Annotated in this window: 15 protein-coding genes; 6 read left to right on the top strand and 9 right to left on the bottom strand. The window is 66.0% G+C overall.

What is annotated here, in order from left to right; all coding sequences use genetic code 11:
- Positions 1–23 precede the first annotated feature (23 nt).
- Together Q5701_RS03390 and Q5701_RS03385 are read left to right on the top strand one after the other, a co-directional pair.
- Positions 24–434, top strand: a complete 411-nt coding sequence (locus Q5701_RS03390) for a cytochrome C (protein WP_234853522.1) — start codon at positions 24–26, stop codon at positions 432–434.
- A 2-nt stretch (positions 435–436) separates the two neighbouring features.
- Entirely contained in the window at positions 437–937 is a 501-nt protein-coding gene (locus Q5701_RS03385; protein WP_306753745.1) for a phosphatase PAP2 family protein, read from the top strand.
- On the opposite strand, the gene Q5701_RS03380 is transcribed toward Q5701_RS03385, so the two are convergent.
- The 4 genes from Q5701_RS03380 to fabA form a co-directional block, all read right to left on the bottom strand.
- Positions 934–1,755, bottom strand: coding sequence for an alpha/beta fold hydrolase (locus Q5701_RS03380; protein ID WP_306753744.1), 822 nt, complete (start codon positions 1,753–1,755; stop codon positions 934–936). The genes Q5701_RS03385 and Q5701_RS03380 overlap by 4 nt on opposite strands.
- A 101-nt stretch (positions 1,756–1,856) precedes the next feature.
- Positions 1,857–2,645 carry an enoyl-ACP reductase FabI gene (locus Q5701_RS03375; RefSeq protein ID WP_306753743.1) on the bottom strand — a complete coding sequence of 263 codons (789 nt, stop codon included), beginning with the start codon at positions 2,643–2,645 and terminating at the stop codon, positions 1,857–1,859.
- 12 nt (positions 2,646–2,657) lie between these two features.
- Positions 2,658–3,887, bottom strand: coding sequence for a beta-ketoacyl-ACP synthase I (gene fabB, locus Q5701_RS03370; protein WP_234853518.1), 1,230 nt, complete (start codon positions 3,885–3,887; stop codon positions 2,658–2,660).
- Positions 3,888–3,922: 35 nt separating this feature from the next.
- On the bottom strand, positions 3,923–4,432 hold the full coding sequence (gene fabA / locus Q5701_RS03365) for a bifunctional 3-hydroxydecanoyl-ACP dehydratase/trans-2-decenoyl-ACP isomerase (protein ID WP_306753741.1): 510 nt from the start codon (positions 4,430–4,432) through the stop codon (positions 3,923–3,925).
- 168 nt (positions 4,433–4,600) lie between these two features.
- Between fabA and gshB the strand changes: the two genes are divergently transcribed.
- A complete protein-coding gene (gene gshB, locus Q5701_RS03360; protein WP_306755332.1) occupies positions 4,601–5,548 on the top strand; it encodes a glutathione synthase in 948 nt (315 codons plus the stop codon).
- A 54-nt stretch (positions 5,549–5,602) separates the two neighbouring features.
- Here the strand turns inward: gshB and Q5701_RS03355 are convergent, their stop codons facing one another.
- A complete protein-coding gene (locus tag Q5701_RS03355) occupies positions 5,603–6,103 on the bottom strand; it encodes an Lrp/AsnC family transcriptional regulator (protein ID WP_234853516.1) in 501 nt (166 codons plus the stop codon).
- A gap of 118 nt (positions 6,104–6,221) precedes the next feature.
- Between Q5701_RS03355 and trxB the strand changes: the two genes are divergently transcribed.
- The gene (gene trxB / locus Q5701_RS03350; protein WP_306753740.1) at positions 6,222–7,244 is read left to right on the top strand and encodes a thioredoxin-disulfide reductase; all 1,023 of its coding nucleotides are present in this window, start codon (positions 6,222–6,224) and stop codon (positions 7,242–7,244) included.
- Between the two features lie 51 nt (positions 7,245–7,295).
- Here the strand turns inward: trxB and Q5701_RS03345 are convergent, their stop codons facing one another.
- The 4 genes from Q5701_RS03345 to Q5701_RS03330 all read right to left on the bottom strand — a co-directional run bounded on the left by Q5701_RS03345 (position 7,296) and on the right by Q5701_RS03330 (position 11,589).
- Positions 7,296–8,243, bottom strand: coding sequence for a D-ribose ABC transporter substrate-binding protein (locus Q5701_RS03345; RefSeq protein WP_234853514.1), 948 nt, complete (start codon positions 8,241–8,243; stop codon positions 7,296–7,298).
- A gap of 83 nt (positions 8,244–8,326) precedes the next feature.
- On the bottom strand, positions 8,327–9,358 hold the full coding sequence (locus Q5701_RS03340) for an ABC transporter permease (protein WP_306753739.1): 1,032 nt from the start codon (positions 9,356–9,358) through the stop codon (positions 8,327–8,329).
- A 24-nt stretch (positions 9,359–9,382) separates the two neighbouring features.
- The gene (locus tag Q5701_RS03335) at positions 9,383–10,915 is read right to left on the bottom strand and encodes a sugar ABC transporter ATP-binding protein (protein ID WP_306753738.1); all 1,533 of its coding nucleotides are present in this window, start codon (positions 10,913–10,915) and stop codon (positions 9,383–9,385) included.
- Positions 10,916–10,923: 8 nt separating this feature from the next.
- The gene (locus Q5701_RS03330) at positions 10,924–11,589 is read right to left on the bottom strand and encodes a DUF2291 family protein (protein ID WP_306753737.1); all 666 of its coding nucleotides are present in this window, start codon (positions 11,587–11,589) and stop codon (positions 10,924–10,926) included.
- Between the two features lie 379 nt (positions 11,590–11,968).
- Between Q5701_RS03330 and Q5701_RS03325 the strand changes: the two genes are divergently transcribed.
- Complete coding sequence (locus Q5701_RS03325; protein ID WP_306753736.1) at positions 11,969–13,540, top strand: FGGY-family carbohydrate kinase; 1,572 nt, start codon at positions 11,969–11,971, stop codon at positions 13,538–13,540.
- Entirely contained in the window at positions 13,537–15,054 is a 1,518-nt protein-coding gene (locus tag Q5701_RS03320) for a glycerol-3-phosphate dehydrogenase (RefSeq protein ID WP_306753734.1), read from the top strand. Before Q5701_RS03325 ends, Q5701_RS03320 begins: the two co-directional genes overlap by 4 nt.
- The last annotated feature ends 3 nt before the right edge of the window (positions 15,055–15,057 follow it).

Genomic DNA, 15,057 nt, shown 5'->3' with positions numbered 1-15,057 from the left:
AAGAACCAAAAGGGACAGCAGCGATGAAGGCAACATATGGGGCGGCCCTGTCCGGGCTGGCAATGGCGGGCATGATTGCAGCCTGCGCACCGCAGATGTCGGACCAGGTGCAGGCGCGCAACGATTTTGCCGCCCTGTGCGTCGATTGCCACGGCGCCGACGGGCGGGGCGGCGGGCCAGCCGCAGCGGGGATGCAGCCCGCGCCGGTCGATCTGACCCGCGTGGCCGCCAGCAACGGCGGCGTCTTCCCGCGCTTGCAGGTCATGGGCCACATCTATGGCTTTACGCCGGGCCGCAGCGAATCGCCCATGCCAGAGTTCGGAGATCTGCTGGACGGCCCGACCGTTCCCTATGATGCAGGCGACGGCAACCCGACACCCACACCCGCGCGCCTTGTGGCGCTGATGGAATATGTCGAGGCGATGCAGCGGTAATCATGAAGATTCTGGCTGCCGCAGCCCTCGCAGCGGCCCTGGCCCATCCCGCCGCCGCCGATCCGTTCGAGGATTTTGGAACGGCGATGAAATACGGCCTGCCGCTGGCCGCCGCCGTTTGCGCCGCCCGCGACGACCGGCTGGAGGATTTCGCAATCCGCGGCGCCTTGCAGGCGGCTGTCGTGCTGGGATTGAAGTCCTGGCTGGACGGCTCGCCCGTATCGGTCCGACCTTCGGGCGAGGGGAAGGGTTTCCCGTCGGGCCACTCCGCCGCCGCAGCCTTTGGTGCGGCTGATCTGGCGGGAAAGTGCTTTCCCGACGACCGCGCAGCGGGGATCGGCCTCTACGGGGCGGCCGGTCTGGCGGCAGCCAGCCGCGTCCATGCGGGCGAACACACTGCGCAGCAGGCAATGGCCGGCGCGCTGATCGGATTCAGCTTCGGCGCCGCCGATTTCGGCATCGGGACCGAGGGCGCAAGCTTCAGCGTCGGGATGCGCTTCTAACGCCCGCAGCGGTCCAGCCAGGTGTTGATCGCGGCCAGCGATTCCGGTTCGTCCAGCCAGGGAACATGGGCCCGGCCCGGGACGGTGGCAAAGATCGTGCCGGGACGGCGTCTTGCTATTTCCGCCGCAACATCCGCCGACAGCAGGTCGGAATTTGCCCCCCGGACCAGCGCCACAGGCAGTCCGGCGGTGGCATCCCACAGCGGCCACAGGTCAGGGGTCCCGCCCTGGAACGCTGCCAGGAAAGCCTCGCGCAGGGCAGGGTCATACTTGATCCGCAACCCGTCCGGCGTTTCCTCGTAGTGCTTTCGCGCATCAGCCAGCCACCGGCCTTCCGGCACATCGGCAAAGCCCGGCATTGCCCCGGCCAACCGCTCGGCCAGGGCCTCGTGCGTCCGCGCCGCCGGATTGCGCCCGACATAGTCGAAGATCCGATCCAGCCCCCCGCGCTCGATCACCGGCCCGACATCGTTCAGGCACAACCCCAGCAGCCGGTCACGGGCGACCGCCGCCAGCAGCATCCCAATCAACCCACCGCGAGACGTTCCCAGGATCGCCGCACGCTCAATTCCCAGATGATCCAGCAGCGCCAGGGCATCCTTGCCTTCCTGCGGCACGGTATAGGTCTCGGCCCCGGTCCGATCCGACTGCCCGCGCCCGCGATAATCCATGCGGATCAACCGCACATCCGCCAGATGCGGCGCGACATAATCGAAATCGCCCATGTTCCGCGTCAGCCCGGCCAGGCACAGGACCGGCAGCCCCTGACCCTCGTCGGAATAGGCCAGCCGCGCCCCGTCATCCGCCGTGAAGAACATCGCCCACCTCTTTGCCTTGGCTGAAATATCCCAAGGGGTCGCCGGTCGGTGCGCCATCGGTTCGAGAACCGATCGGCGACGGGCTGGCCCCCGGCCTGGCCTTACAAATTCTCGCTCTGCGGCATCCCCAGGACGTGATAGCCGCCATCGACCAGAACGATCTCGCCGGTGGTGCAGGCGCCCCAGTCCGAGAGCATCCAGACGGCGGTGCCGCCGATCGCCTCCAGGGTGGCGTTCTTGCGCAGCGGCGCATTCGCCTCGGTATGGCGGAATGTCTTGCGCGCCCCGCCGATGGCCGCGCCCGCCAGCGTCTTCATCGGGCCCGGGCTGATGGCGTTCACGCGGATTCCGTCGGGACCAAGGTCGTTTGCCAGATAGCGCACGGTCGATTCCAACGCCGCCTTGGCGACACCCATGACATTATAGAACGGCGTCACCCGGTTCGATCCGCCATAGGTCAGCGTGACGATGGACCCGCCATCCGCCATCAGCGGATGCGCGCGGCGCGCCACCTCGATCAGGGAATAGCAGGAAATCTCCAGACTGTGCTTGAAGTTCGCACGGCTGGTGTTGACGAACCTTCCGGTCAGTTCGTCCTTGTTGGAAAAGGCGATGGCGTGGATGATGAAATCCAGCCGCCCCCAGCGTTCGCCAATCGTCCCGAAAGCCGCATCCAGCGACGCGTCGTCGGTTACGTCCACGTCCAGCAGGAAATCCGATCCGACCGTGGCCGCAAGCGGCTGCACCCGCTTGCCGAACGCTTCTCCCTGAAAGGAAAACGCCAGTTCGGCCCCCTGGTCGGCCACCGCCTTGGCGATGCCCCAGGCGATGGAACGGTCGTTGGCGACCCCCATCACAAGCCCGCGCTTGCCCTTCAGAAGATCGCCCATCAATGACCCCGCTTAATCCTGGTACTTCGACATCAGCAGGGTGGCGTTCGTTCCCCCAAAGCCGAAGCTGTTGGACAGAACCGAATCAAGGCCGGCATTGTCCACCCGGCTGGTGGCAATCTCGCTTGGCGCGATCTCGGGGTCCAGCGCCGTCACGTTTGCAGATGCTGCAATGAAGTCATTTTGCAACATCAGCAGGCTATAGATCGCCTCGTGCACGCCCGTTGCGCCAAGGCTGTGTCCGGTCAGCGACTTTGTGGAACTGATGGGCGGGGTGTTCCCCTCGCCCCAGATGCGGCGAATGGCCTTGACCTCGCCCACGTCCCCCACAGGGGTCGAGGTGCCGTGCGCGTTGATATAGCTGACGCTCCGGCCTTCGGGCAGGGTGCCCAGGGCCAGCCGCATCGACCGTTCGCCGCCCTCGCCGGAGGGGGCCACCATGTCGTATCCGTCGCTGGTCGCGCCATAGCCGGTCACTTCGGCATAAATCTTTGCCCCCCGCGCCAGGGCGTGTTCCAGTTCCTCCAGCACGACAACACCGCCGCCGCCCGCGATGACGAACCCGTCGCGCGTCGCGTCATAGGGGCGGGACGCGGCTTCGGGCGTGTCGTTGTACTTGGACGACATCGCGCCCATCGCATCGAACAGGCAGGACAGGGTCCAGTCCAGTTCCTCGCCCCCGCCGGCGAACACGATGTCCTGCTTGTTCAACTGGATCTGCTCGACCCCGTTGCCGATGCAATGGGCCGATGTGGAACAGGCCGAGGTGATGGAATAGTTCACGCCCTTGATCTTGAAAGGCGTCGCCAAGCAGGCCGAGTTGGTGGACGACATGCAGCGCGTCACCATGAACGGACCCATGCGCTTGGGCGCGCCCTTCTGGATGACGGTCTGGTGCGCCTCGAAGAAGTTGCTGGTCGAAGGCCCCCCCGATCCCATGATCAGGCCGGTGCGCGGATTGGACACGTCGCCTTCCTCAAGCCCCGAATCCTTGATCGCCTGTTCCATGGCGATGAAGTTATAGGCCGCACCCGGACCCATGAAGCGCAGGTTGCGCTTGTCGATGTGGTCTTCCAGCACGATCCGGGGCATTCCGTGGATCTGGCTGCGGAATCCGTGTTCGGCGTATTCGGGCGCGAATACGATGCCCGAACGGCCTGCCTTCAGGCTTTCCGTGACCTCATCGGCGTTGTTGCCGATGGGGGATACGATGCCAAGGCCTGTGATGACGACGCGCCGCATGGGCCTCCTCCTTAATCTTGTTCAGTTTGCCGCCATCAGTTGGACGACAGCGCGACCTTCATGTCCTTAACCTGATAGATGGTCTCTCCATCCGCCTCGACACGGCCGTCGGCCACGCCCATGGTCAGGCGCCGCGTCTGCACGGCCTTCGTGAAATCGACGTGATAGCGCAACAGCTTGCGGTCGGGGCGGACCATGCCGGTCAGCTTGACCTCGCCCACGCCCAAGGCATAGCCGCGCCCCTGCCAGCCGCGCCAGCCCAGGTTGAAGCCCGTCAACTGCCACAAGCCGTCCAGTCCCAGGCAGCCCGGCATGATCGGGTTGCCGGGGAAATGGCAGGCGAAGAACCACAGGTCTGGGGTGATGTCGAACTCGGCCGTCACATGGCCCTTGCCATGGCAGCCGCCGTCCTCGGAAATGTCGGTGATGCGGTCCATCATCAGCATCGGGGGTTCGGGCAGTTGCGCATTGCCGGGGCCGAACAACTCTCCCCGCGCGCAGGCCAGAAGGTCGTCGCGGTCGAAGCTGGTTTTGTCCATCGCCATGCGGTCTTGCCTTTTTTGTCGCCCCGGCCGGGCTTGTCCAAGTTGACGCTTCGTCTATCACTTGGGGCAAAGCGCGTGCAAGTCAATGCGACCGCCAAGGCGATCGGCGGCCTTGCATCCGGCAGGGGGCCGGGCGAAAAGCGGCCCGAGCCGCCCAAGGAGGACAGGATGAGCCTGTATGTCGCCCTGCAGATGGACCCGATCGAGGATGTCTCGATCCACGCCGACAGCACGTTCCGCATCGGGCTGGAGGCCCAGGCGCGGGGCCATCGCCTGTTCCAGTACACGGTCGATCAGCTGCGCTATGACGAAGGCCGGGTGATCGCACGCGGCCGTCCCGTCACCCTGCGCCGCGAGGAAGGCAGCCACGTCACCTTCGGCGACTGGGCCGAGGTGGACCTGTCGGACTTCGACGTGGTCTGGCTGCGCCAGGATCCGCCCTTCGACATGGGCTATGTCACCTCCACGCATCTCTTGGACAGGGTGCATCCGGGAACGCTGGTCGTGAACGATCCGTTCTGGGTCAGGAACTGCCCGGAAAAGCTGATGGTGCTGGATTTCCCCGACCTGACGCCGCCCACCATGATCGCCCGCGACCCCGCCGCGATCCGGGCCTTCCGCGACCGGCACGGCGACATCATCGTCAAGCCCCTTTACGGCAACGGCGGGGCAGGGGTGTTCCACCTGGATCCCGACGACCGCAACCTGTCCGCGCTGCTGGAACTGTTCGCGGGCATCAACCGCGAACCGATGATTGCGCAGAAATACATCCACGCCGTAAGCCAGGGCGACAAGCGCATCATCCTGGTCGATGGCGAACCCGTCGGCGCGATCAACCGCGTCCCGCAGATGGGCGAGGCCCGGTCCAACATGCATGTCGGCGGCCGCGCCGAAAAGATCGGCCTGACCGAGCGCGAATACGAGATCTGCAAGCGGATCGGCCCGACCTTACGCGAAAAGGGCCTGATCTTCACCGGCATCGACGTGATCGACGGATGGCTGACCGAGATCAACGTGACCTCGCCCACAGGGATCCAGGAACTGGAACGGTTCGACGGAATCAACGCGGCCGAGAAGATCTGGGAGGCGATCGAGAAAAGGGTGGCCGCCGCCTGATCTTCTTCACTCAAATATCCTCGGGGGGTCCGGGGGGCGAAGCGCCCCCGGCTTCTACCCCGCCTCGCGCACCCGCTCCTCGACCACCTCGAACGGCACCCCCGGCTGATCCTTCGCCGCGCGGATCACCAGCGACGTTTTCACGCTGGCGACATTCGGCGCCGCCGTCAGCGATTGCGTTAGGAAGCGCTGGAAGCTGGACAGGTCGGGAGAGACGCATTTCAGGATAAAGTCGATCTCGCCGTTCAGCATATGGCATTCGCGGACAAGCGGCCAGCCCTGGACAAGCGCCTCGAAGGCCGAAAGATCGCGTTCGGACTGGCTGGCCAGGCGGACCATGGCAAAGACCTTGACCTCGAAGCCCAGTTCCCGGGCGTCGATGTCGGCGTGGTAGCCGCGGATGAAGCCGGTTTCCTCCAACGCGCGAACCCGGCGCAGGCAGGGGGGCGCGGATATGCCCACGCGGCGGGCCAGTTCGACATTGGTCATCCGGCCGTCGGCCTGCAATTCGGCCAGGATCTTGCGGTCGATGTCGTCCAGTTTCGCGCCGGCCATGCTGCTCTTTCTTGATCGGGTCTTTGGCGTTGCCGGAAACTACAATGGGGGCACATTGCGCGCAACATTCTTTCTGGGCGCGTCCCGCGTTGCGATTTCCGGTGGGAAGGACTACCTCATGCACAAACACCGGATGGGACGCAAGATGACCGAAAGCACGCATGTCAAACTTCTGATCATAGGGTCCGGCCCCGCTGGCTATACCGCCGCCGTCTATGCCGCCCGTGCCATGCTGAATCCGATACTGATCCAGGGGATGCAGCCGGGCGGGCAGCTGACCATCACCACCGAGGTCGAGAACTGGCCGGGCGAGACCGAGATCCAGGGCCCGGATCTGATGGTCAAGATGGAGGAACACGCCCGCGCCATGGGGACCGACATCGTGATCGACATGGTGACCTCGCTTGACCTTCAGCGCCGCCCCTTTACGGCGACCTGCGACAGCGGGCGCGTGGTGACGGCGGATGCGGTGATCCTGGCGACCGGCGCGCAGGCCCGCTGGCTGGGCCTTCCGTCCGAGGAGAAGTTCAAGGGCTTCGGCGTCAGCGCCTGCGCGACCTGCGACGGCTTCTTCTATCGCAACCGCGAGGTTCTGGTGATCGGCGGCGGCAATACCGCGGTCGAGGAGGCGCTGTTCCTGACCAAGTTCGCCAGCAAGGTGACGCTGGTCCACCGCCGCGACAGCCTGCGGGCCGAAAAGATCCTGCAGCAGCGCCTGTTCAAGAACCCCAAGGTCGAGGTGATCTGGAACCACGCCCTGACCGAGGTTCAGGGAACCGACAGCCCGGCGGGCGTGACCGGCGCGGTCCTGACCTCGACCGTGGACGGCAGCACGCGCACGGTCCCGGCCGACGGCGTCTTCGTGGCGATCGGCCACGCCCCCGCCAGCGAACTGGTCAAGGACCAGCTTGAACTGCACAACGGCGGCTATGTGAAGGTCGAGCCGGGCAGCACCCGCACCTCGATCCCCGGTGTATTCGCGGCGGGCGATTTGACCGACCACGTCTATCGCCAGGCGGTCACAAGCGCGGGCATGGGCTGCATGGCGGCGCTTGATGCGGAAAACTGGCTGGCCGAGCATGATGATGCGGGCCAGCCCGATCCCGACCATGCCTGGCGGGAAGACGAGATGGCGGGCTGAATGAAAAAGGGGCGCGGTGATCCGCGCCCCTTTCGATTTTCCAGGCTGCCCTTACTGTTCCAGGACGAAGGGGCCGGTATAGTTGTCCACGTTGTCCGCCGTGATCAGCAGGCAGTCGAACAGCTGCTTTTCGGTGTCCACGCCGGTCGTGCCGTTCTTGATGAAGTTGTCGGCCTGGCGCACCGCTTCCTCGGCAAAGACGGCGACGGGCTGCAGGACGGTGTATTGCAATTCGCCGGCCTTCACGGCCTCGACCGCGTCGGGGGATCCGTCAAAGCCGCCGACCTTGACCTGTTCCAGCTTGCCCGCCTCTTTCAGCGCGGCGATCGCGCCAAGGGCCATTTCATCGTTGCCGGAAATCACGCCGATGATGTCGGGGTTGGCCTGCAGCAGCGACTGCATCTTCTGGTAACCCTGGGTGCGGTCCCAGTTGGCGACTTCCTGGCCGGCCTTCACCAGGTCGGGATACTGCGTCAGCACGGTCTCGAACCCGTTGGACCGGGTCTGGGCGTTGTTGTCGGACGGCGCGCCGAACAGTTCGACATAGTTGCCCGCATCGCCCACGGCCTCGACCCAAGCCTGCGCGCCAAGGGCCGCGCCTTGAGCGTTGTTCGACACCAGCTGCGCCTTGGCCAAGCCCTCTTGGTTGATCTCGGCATTGACCAGGAAAACGGGGATGCCCGCATCGACGGCCTTCTGCACCGCGCCCACGGAACCATCGGCGTTCGCCGGGTCCAGGATCAGCGCCACCGACTTGTTGGTGATGGCGGTATCGACCAGCGTGCTTTCGGTATTGGTGTCGCCCCGGTGCGCGGCCACGTTGGCGGTATAGCCCAGTTCCTCGGCGGTGGCCTTGGCGACCTCGCCTTCTGTGAACCAATAGGGGTTCGCGGGGTCGTTGACGATGATGGTGATCAGCCCCTCGGCCGAGGCGGCGCCTGCCATCATCGGCATGGCGACGGCGGCGGCAAGCAGCGCGCGGCGGGTCATGGTGAACATACTCTCTCTCCCTTTAAAAAACTGCCTTTGGTGGCAGGACGATCCGCCCGGACCCTGTGGCCCCGGCGGTATGGATCGGCCCGTCAGGACTTGCGCCCGCCGCGCCCGTATTGGATGGAATTCATCAGCACCGCCAGCACGATCACCGCGCCCGTGAACACCGTCTGCCAGTATGACGACACCCCGATGATCACCAGGCCCGCTGACAGGAAGCCGATGACAAAGGCCCCCAGCATCGTGCCGCGCACTCCGCCGCGCCCGCCGGTCAGCGCCGCGCCCCCGATCACCACCGCCGCGATGGCCGTCAGTTCATAGGTCGTGCCCGCCGTCGGCCCCGCCGATGTCAGTTGCGAGGCCAGCACCAGCCCCGCCACCGCCGACAGCGCGCCCGAGATGGTATAGACGGTGATCTTGACCAGCCGCACCGGCACGCCCGACAGTTCCGCCGCCCGTTCATTCCCGCCGGATGCGTAAAGCCAGCGCCCAAAGGCCGAACGCGACAGCATCAGCCCGGCCAGGATCGCCACCACGGCCAGCACAATCACGCTGATCGGGACGCCCCACAGACGGTTGAAGCCCAGCCAGTTGAAGCCGGTATTCCCCAGGGCCTCGGTGCCGCGCAGGTTGTTGTAGGTCAGCCCGTTCGTCATCAGCAGCGCGACACCCCGCGCCACATACATCACGCCAAGGGTCGCCACGAAGGGCGGCACCTTGAAGAAGGCGACCAGCACGCCGTTCAGCGCGCCCACTAGGGCACCCACGGCGATGGTCAGCACGACCACGGCCCAGACCGGCGGATACAAGATCACCCCCGCCCATTCCAGCGTGACGCCCTGCATCATCGCGCCCGCGCAGACTCCGCAAAGCGCCAGGATGGATCCCACCGACAGGTCGATCCCGCCGTTCAGGATCACCAGCAGCATCCCCACCGACAGGATGCCATAGATCGCCACCTGCGATGACATGATGAGGAAGTTCGACAGGGTAAAGTAGTTCGGCGACAGGAAGGAAAAGACCGCGATAATCGCGATCAGGGCAAAGAAGGCGCGGCCTTCCAGCAGCAGCCGTCCGATGCTGAAGCCGTCCTGCTTGGGCGCGGTGGTGGTGGCAGACATAGGTTTTCCTCGCTCAACGGCCCATCAGGCGGCCACGGACTCGCCCGAGGCGGCCATGATCTTTTCCTTGGAAACGGTGGAATCGAATTCGGCCGAGATCCGGCCCTTGTGCATGACGATGATCCGGTGCGCGATGGACAGGCATTCGCTGACCTCGGATGTGGAATAGATGACGGCAAGGCCCCGGCGGGCGCCTTCGGCCAGCAGGCGGAAGACCTCGGCCTTGGCGCCGATGTCGATGCCGCGCGACGGCTCGTCCAGCATGATGACGCGGGGGTTGGTGGCCAGCATCTTGCCGATCACGACCTTCTGCTGGTTGCCGCCCGACAGCGAGCCGATGGGTGCCGACCCGCCCGAAGTCTTGACAGTGACGCTGCGGATGCTGTCCTCGACCAGCTTGCGTTCCGCGCGGCCGCTGGTGAACAGCCCGCGCGTGAAGGTGCGGATGGATGCCAGCGACAGGTTCTGGCCCACGCTCATGGTCTGGACCAGGCCGTCGCGCTGGCGATCCTCGGGCACCAGGGCCAGGCCGCGGGCGATGCGTTCGCCGATGGACAGGTGGGATATTTCCTGCCCTTCCAGCACGATCTCTCCGCCGGTGGCCAGCAACCGTCCTGCGCAGGTTTCCAGCAGTTCCGTGCGTCCCGCGCCCATCAGGCCATAGATGCACAGGATTTCCCCGGCGCGCAGGTCCAGCGACAGATCGCGCACCAGATCCTTGCCGGTCGCGTCCGGCACCGACAGGTTGCGGATCGACAGGGCGACCTGCCCCTTGGCGCTGTCGGGCGGGCTGCCCAGGTCGTAATTCTCGCCCACCATGTTGCGCACGATCCAGTCGAGGTCGATGTCGGCGCGCGGCGCATAGGCCGTCATCGTGCCGTCGCGCAGCACCACCGCATGGTCGGTGATCGTCAGCGCCTCCTCGAGGTGGTGAGAGATGTAGACGATGCTGACGCCCTTGGCGGTCAGGTCGCGGATGACCTTGAACAGCACCTCGACCTCGCTGGCCGACAGCGCGCTGGTGGGTTCATCCATGATCAGGATGCGGCTGTCCACGGACAGGGCGCGGGCGATTTCGACGATCTGCTGCTGGCCCAGGCGCAGTTCCTCGACCGGGGTGAGGGGATCGATTTCCTCCTCCAGCTCCTCCATCAGGATGCGGACCTGACGTTCCTCCTCGGCGAAATCGACGCCCATGGGGCCGCGCAATTCGCGCCCCATGAAGATGTTGTCGCGGACCGACAGGTTCGGGGCCAGCGACAGTTCCTGGTGGATGATGGAAATGCCCCGGTCGCGGGCCTCGTTGGCGTTGGCAAAGCTGACCGGCCGGCCGTCCAGGATGATCTGCCCGGTGGTGGGCTGGATCACGCCCGACAGGATCTTCATCAGCGTCGATTTGCCCGCGCCGTTCTCGCCGAACAGGGTGGTGACCTGGCCGCGATGGATGTCGAAGTTCACGCCCTTCAGCGCGTGGACGTTGCCGTATGACTTGGCGACGTTGCGCGCGGCCAGGACCACGTCGCGGGCATCGGGATTGCCTTCGGTCTGCCCGCTCACTGGCCCGCTCATTGGACCGCGACCTCGACCGGGGTGATCATCCAGTTCTTGGGGTTGATCAGGCGGAAGGCGCCGGTGACGGTGACGGACTTGCCGGTCAGGCTGGCGGTGTCGATGCCGTCCAGCACGGCGGCCTTCATGGCGCGGTTGATGCCCGATCCGGCGTCCTGGTATTCGATCTGGTTCTTGAAATCGCCGAATGCGATGTCGCCCGGGGCGTCGCGCAGGTCGGTGCCGTTGATCGCGGGGCCGGTCTGGACGCGGACGGTGATGTCTTCCGGCACGCCTTCCACCGTCAGCGGATAGACGCCCGACCGCGCCTCGCCCGCGATGCCGGTCAGGGTCACGAACATGATCGCGCCGGTGGACGACGCGGTGCCGTATTTCTGCGCCGCCGCGTCCTTGTCGGCCAGCACCTCGGGCGCAAGGGTGGCGGCATCCACCGCCTTTTCCTTGACGAAGGCCTGGACGCGCGGGAACTGTTCCTGCCCATAGCTGTCGGGCGAAAAGGCCTGGACGCGGACATCGGCCTCGGACCCGATGGGGACGACCGTGGTGTCCAGCGCGATCGCCCCCGCCAGGACGACGATGGCCACCACGCCCAGCAGCATTCCGCGCCGCGACGGGGCAGGTGCCTTGGGGGCGGAAGGGTTCGGCGCGGTGCTGTGCGTCATGGGTAAAAGCCCTGAATGTCTTTCGGGGGTCGGCGGGTGGCAGCGGATGCGGGGCAAGCGCCGCAAGGCGAAATCCCCCACCGGCGGCGCGGCGTCAATGCCTGTGGTCTGGGCATATCGGATCCCCCCTCGTAACCTTTTTACCTGGCCTGCGTTGACTGGCTGCACGGCCCGGCAGGCAAGTCGCCTCCTCTGGCGGATCCTGCCCTTGAACCTGACCTTAACTGAAATTAATTACGCTGTCTGCAAAAAAATGCATTCACGGTGCTTGTCCTTTCGTGTATGGATTTGGGAATGGGCGCGGTCCTGCAACGGACCCGCGCAGGAGGATTTGGAATGATCGCCGCGAAACCCGGCCTGCCGCGCAAGGAATTGGTCCATGCCTGGCCGTGACATCCTGATCGGCATCGACGCGGGCACCTCGGTCATCAAGGCGGTGGCCTTTGACCTGTCGGGCGGGCAGATCGCTGCGGCATCCGTACCCAACCGCTATCATTCGGGCACCGACGGATCGGCCACGCAATCGCTTGGCCAGACCTGGGACGATTGCGCGGCGGCGTTGCGCGGATTGGGGGCCAAGGTTGACGGCCTGGCCTTGCGTACGGCGGCGCTGTCGGTGACGGCGCAGGGCGACGGAACATGGCTGGTCGGCCGCGACGGGCCGGTAGGCGATGCCTGGCTGTGGCTGGACGCCCGTGCCGCGCCCACCGTGGCGCGCCTTGCCGCCGGCCCAGCCAACCGCGCCCGGTTCGAGGCGACGGGCACCGGCTTGAACACCTGCCAGCAAGGCAGCCAGATGGCCCATATGGACGCCTACGCGCCCGACCTGCTGGGTGGGGCCGAGGTCGCGCTGCATTGCAAGGACTGGCTGTACCTGAACCTGACGGGCGTGCGGGCGACCGATCCGTCGGAAGCCAGCTTCACCTTCGGCAACTTCCGCACCCGCGAATACGACGACGCGGTAATCGACGCGCTTGGCCTGACCCATCGCCGCGGTCTGCTGCCGCCGATCATCGACGGAACCCAGGTCACGCATCCGCTGACGGCGGATGCCGCGCGGCAGACGGGGCTTCTGGCGGGCACACCGGTCGCCTTGGGCTATGTGGACATGGTGATGACGGCGCTTGGCGCGGGCGTTTATGGCGGCGCGGCAGGCGACGTGGCCTGTTCCACGGTGGGGTCCACTGGCGTCCACCTGCGCGCGGTCCCTGCGGGCCACGTGCATCTGAACGATGAGGGCACCGGCTATGTCATCTGCCTGCCCATTCCCGGCATCGTCACCCAGGTCCAGACCAACATGGCGGCGACCCTGAACCTGGACTGGGTTCTGGGGATCGCGGCGGACATCATGTCCGACATGGGCCAGTCCGTGACCCATCGCGATCTGGTCGCGCATATCGAGGGCTGGCTGGCGCAGGCCAAACCCGGCCAGATTGTCTATCACCCCTATATCTCGGACGCCGGGGAACGCGGGCCTTTCGTCAATGCCGACGCGCGGGCAGGCTTCGTGGGCCTGTCGGCAGGGCACCGCTACCCCGATCTGGTCCGCGCCGTGGCCGAGGGGCTGGGCATGGCCATGCGCGATTGCTATGCCGCGATGGGTCCGCTGCCCGGCGAACTGCGCCTGACCGGCGGGGCTGCCCGGTCGCGGGGCCTGCGCGGGATCCTGTCGGCCAGCCTGAACGCCCCCGTCCGCGTATCCGACCGCGACGAGGCGGGCGCGGCGGGCGCGGCGATGATGGCCGCCGTCGCCATCGGCGCCTATCCCGACATGGAAAGCTGCATCGCCGAGTGGGTCACGCCCCTGCTGGGACAGGCAGAACAACCCGATCCCGCGCTTGTCGCGGCCTATGACGCGCTGTTTCCGGCCTTCGCCGCCTCGCGCCGGGCCTTGCCGCCCGCATGGGACGCCCTTGCCGCAGCCCGATCCTTGAAAGGACATGAAGAATGACCTCTGACACCGACATGATCGACCTTTTCGTCATCGGCGGCGGCATCAACGGCGCGGGCGTGGCGCGCGACGCGGCGGGCCGGGGTCTAAAGGTCGTGCTGTGCGAAAAGGACGACCTGGCGCAGGGCACGTCGTCCCGGTCGGGCAAGCTGGTCCACGGGGGCCTGCGCTATCTGGAATATTACGAGTTCCGCCTGGTCCGCGAAGCCCTGATCGAGCGCGAGGTGCTGCTGAACGCCGCCCCGCACATCATCTGGCCGATGCGCTTCGTGCTGCCCCATTCGCCGCAGGACCGGCCCGCCTGGCTGGTCCGGCTGGGGCTGTTCCTTTACGACAACCTGGGCGGGCGCAAGAAGCTGCCCGGCACCCGCACGCTGGACCTGCGCCGCGACCCCGAAGGCGCGCCGCTGCTGAACCAGTATCACAAGGGGTTCGAATACAGCGACTGCTGGGTGGACGACGCCCGCCTTGTGATCCTGAACGCGGTCGGCGCGGCGGAAAAGGGGGCCACCGTCCTGACCCGCAGCCCCTGCATTTCCGCCCGGCGCGAGAACGGCGCCTGGACCGTGCAGACCCGCAACGAGGTCACGGGAGAGATCCGCAGCTTCCGCGCGCGCTGCATCGTCAACTGCGCCGGGCCATGGGTCAGCGATGTCATCAACAATGTCGCCGGGTCCAATTCCGGCCGCAAGGTCCGGCTGGTCAAGGGCAGCCACATCATCGTGCCGAAATGGTGGTCCGGCCAGCAGGCCTATCTGGTCCAGAACCACGACAAGCGGGTCATCTTCATCAACCCCTATGAAGGCGACAAGGCTCTGATCGGCACCACCGACGTGGCCTATGAAGGACGGGCCGAGGATGTCGCCGTGGGCCAGGACGAGATCGTTTACCTGCTGGCCGCCGTGAACCGCTATTTCAAGGAAAAGCTGCGCACGTCGGACGTGCTGCACGCCTTTTCCGGGGTGCGCCCGCTGTTTGACGACGGTGCGGGCAATCCGTCCGCCGTGACGCGCGATTACGTCTTTGACCTGGATACCACCGGCGGTGCGCCGCTGCTGAACGTGTTCGGCGGCAAGATCACTACCTTCCGGGAACTGGCCGAACGCGGGATGCACAGGCTGAAGGGCATCTTTCCCAAGATGGGGCCGGACTGGACCGAAGCCGCCCCCCTGCCGGGCGGAGAGATTGCCAATGCCGACTTCGAATCCTTCCTGAACCTGCAGCGCGACCTGCATCCCTGGATGCCGCGCCCGCTGATCGTTCATTACGCCCGCCTTTACGGCGCGCGGATCAGGGATGTCGTCGCGGGCGCGATGACCATGGCGGACCTTGGCCGCCACTTCGGCGGCACGCTCTATGAAGCCGAGGCCCGCTATCTGGTCGCCCGCGAATGGGCGCAGACGCCCGAGGACATTCTGATGCGCCGCACCAAGCATTACCTGCACCTGACGCCCGCCGAACGGGACGCCTTCGCGGACTGGTTCGACGGTTCCGATCTGGCCAGGGCTGCGTGACCG

The organism is Paracoccus actinidiae (assembly GCF_030863885.1).
Lineage (GTDB): Bacteria > Pseudomonadota > Alphaproteobacteria > Rhodobacterales > Rhodobacteraceae > Paracoccus > Paracoccus everestensis.
Note: the sequence above shows the minus strand (reverse complement) of the source record. Positions and strands in the feature narration are given on the sequence as shown.

Coding starts and splice junctions, on each gene's coding strand:
- Q5701_RS03390 (WP_234853522.1), top strand. CDS start 24: ATGAAGGCAACATATGGGGCGGCCCTGTCCGGGCTGGCAATGGCGGGC.
- Q5701_RS03385 (WP_306753745.1), top strand. CDS start 437: ATGAAGATTCTGGCTGCCGCAGCCCTCGCAGCGGCCCTGGCCCATCCC.
- Q5701_RS03380 (WP_306753744.1), bottom strand. CDS start 1,755: ATGTTCTTCACGGCGGATGACGGGGCGCGGCTGGCCTATTCCGACGAG.
- Q5701_RS03375 (WP_306753743.1), bottom strand. CDS start 2,645: ATGGGCGATCTTCTGAAGGGCAAGCGCGGGCTTGTGATGGGGGTCGCC.
- fabB (WP_234853518.1), bottom strand. CDS start 3,887: ATGCGGCGCGTCGTCATCACAGGCCTTGGCATCGTATCCCCCATCGGC.
- fabA (WP_306753741.1), bottom strand. CDS start 4,432: ATGGCGATGGACAAAACCAGCTTCGACCGCGACGACCTTCTGGCCTGC.
- gshB (WP_306755332.1), top strand. CDS start 4,601: ATGAGCCTGTATGTCGCCCTGCAGATGGACCCGATCGAGGATGTCTCG.
- Q5701_RS03355 (WP_234853516.1), bottom strand. CDS start 6,103: ATGGCCGGCGCGAAACTGGACGACATCGACCGCAAGATCCTGGCCGAA.
- trxB (WP_306753740.1), top strand. CDS start 6,222: ATGCACAAACACCGGATGGGACGCAAGATGACCGAAAGCACGCATGTC.
- Q5701_RS03345 (WP_234853514.1), bottom strand. CDS start 8,243: ATGTTCACCATGACCCGCCGCGCGCTGCTTGCCGCCGCCGTCGCCATG.
- Q5701_RS03340 (WP_306753739.1), bottom strand. CDS start 9,358: ATGTCTGCCACCACCACCGCGCCCAAGCAGGACGGCTTCAGCATCGGA.
- Q5701_RS03330 (WP_306753737.1), bottom strand. CDS start 11,589: ATGACGCACAGCACCGCGCCGAACCCTTCCGCCCCCAAGGCACCTGCC.
- Q5701_RS03325 (WP_306753736.1), top strand. CDS start 11,969: ATGCCTGGCCGTGACATCCTGATCGGCATCGACGCGGGCACCTCGGTC.
- Q5701_RS03320 (WP_306753734.1), top strand. CDS start 13,537: ATGACCTCTGACACCGACATGATCGACCTTTTCGTCATCGGCGGCGGC.